2 protein-coding genes are annotated in these 1,554 nt (G+C 44.9%); both read right to left on the reverse strand.

Translation table 11 applies throughout. The annotated features are described in order from the left end of the window. Positions 1–371, reverse strand: a 371-nt coding sequence (locus tag WAM07_RS08595; protein WP_422166070.1) for an aldehyde dehydrogenase family protein, incomplete at its 3' end; no start/stop codon positions are given. 31 nt (positions 372–402) lie between these two features. Then, positions 403–1,554: thiamine pyrophosphate-dependent enzyme (locus WAM07_RS08600; RefSeq protein ID WP_422166071.1), on the reverse strand; the 1,152-nt coding region annotated here is incomplete at its 5' end.

The raw sequence follows: 1,554 nt of genomic DNA on the forward strand, positions 1-1,554 counted from the left end.
CGTCCTTCCCCAGCCATATAGAAAGCCATATCGATCCCTTCCTGCACTTCTCCGCGTGCTTCTTCCAGCACCTTTCCATTTTCCATCGTCAGCCAGCGAGACAAGTACTCTTTTCTTTCTTTCATAATTAAACCAACACGGTAAAGTACTTCCGCACGCTGAGGAGCAGGAACAAGCGCCCAGTCCTTTTGAGCTTTCTTGGCAGCCTCTACAGCGGAAGCTACTTCTTCTTTACCAGACAATGGAACTTGCACCAGCGTTTCAAGCGTAGCCGGATTGGTTACATCAGCATACGCACCATTACCAGGTTCCAGCCATTCCCCATTAATGAAATTCTGAAGTTTTTCTTCTTGGTTCAACTTTTGACTCACAGGTAATCTCCTCCTCGAACTAACTTTAACTTTACTCTGCAGCTCGCTGCCTTATTTGTTGAATTGTTGAAGACACAGATATCTGTTCTGCATCACTTTCTATTTCAATGAGAGCCGGCTCCTGGCACTCCAGGGCTCCCAGTAAGGCTTGTTCAAACTCCTCAGGATTCTTAACGTAGAAACCCATGGCACCTAACTGAACGGCCACATCCGCAAAAGGCACGTTCCCTAGATCCGTTCCAATCGTTTTAAATGGATACCGCATTTCCTGGTGCATACGGATCGTTCCATACATACAATTGTTAAATACAATACTAATGACCGGAATGTTATATCTTACAGCAGTCTCAAGCTCCTGCATGGTCATGAGGAACCCGCCATCTCCAGAGAGAGAAACGACCGTACGCTTCGGATGAGCTAACTTAGCTCCGAGAGCTGCCGGCAAACCGTATCCCATGGCTCCGGATGTAGGGCCAATATACGTTTTCTTATAGTTGAACTGGTAGTACTTATGAAGCCATCCAGCAAAGTTCCCGGCATCATTCGTAAGAATCGCATCATTAGGCAAATGTTCTTGAAGAAGTGCGATAATCCGCTGATTACTATTGTTATGAACCGATAGACTCAGCGAAGATTGATAGATTTCTCTTCTCTTTGTCGTCCAATTCTTCCAATTTGGAATAGCACTTAAAGTTAAAAGTGCTTCCAATCCTTCTTTTGCATCGGCTACGATTCCCACATCAGGGGCATACACTTTCCCCAGGGTTTCATCATTTATATCCATATGAATCAAGGTCTGACCCTTATTGAATATCGTATAATCCTGGGTGGTAATCTCTGATAACCGTGTACCGACTGAAAGGATGAAATCTGCTTCCTTCACCGTCTGCACGATAGATTTCTCCGTTCCTAAACCAAGATGACCGGCATACAGCCTGTGGTTATTTGGAAAAACATCCTGCCTACGAAAAGCCGCCATCACAGGGATATTACATTTCTCTGCAAATTGAACGAGCGTATCTTCTGCACCTGCTATTTTCACTCCGCCACCTGCAATAATGAGAGGACGCTCTGCTTTTTGCATATACGCTTCTACAAGCTTGATTTCTTTTTGAGAAGGAGCAGGACAGGGCCTGACAGTTGGATTTTGAAACTCCATGGTTGCTTCTTTTGTCAGTAGATC

The organism is Halobacillus sp. (assembly GCF_049282395.1).
GTDB lineage: Bacteria > Bacillota > Bacilli > Bacillales > Halobacillaceae > Halobacillus.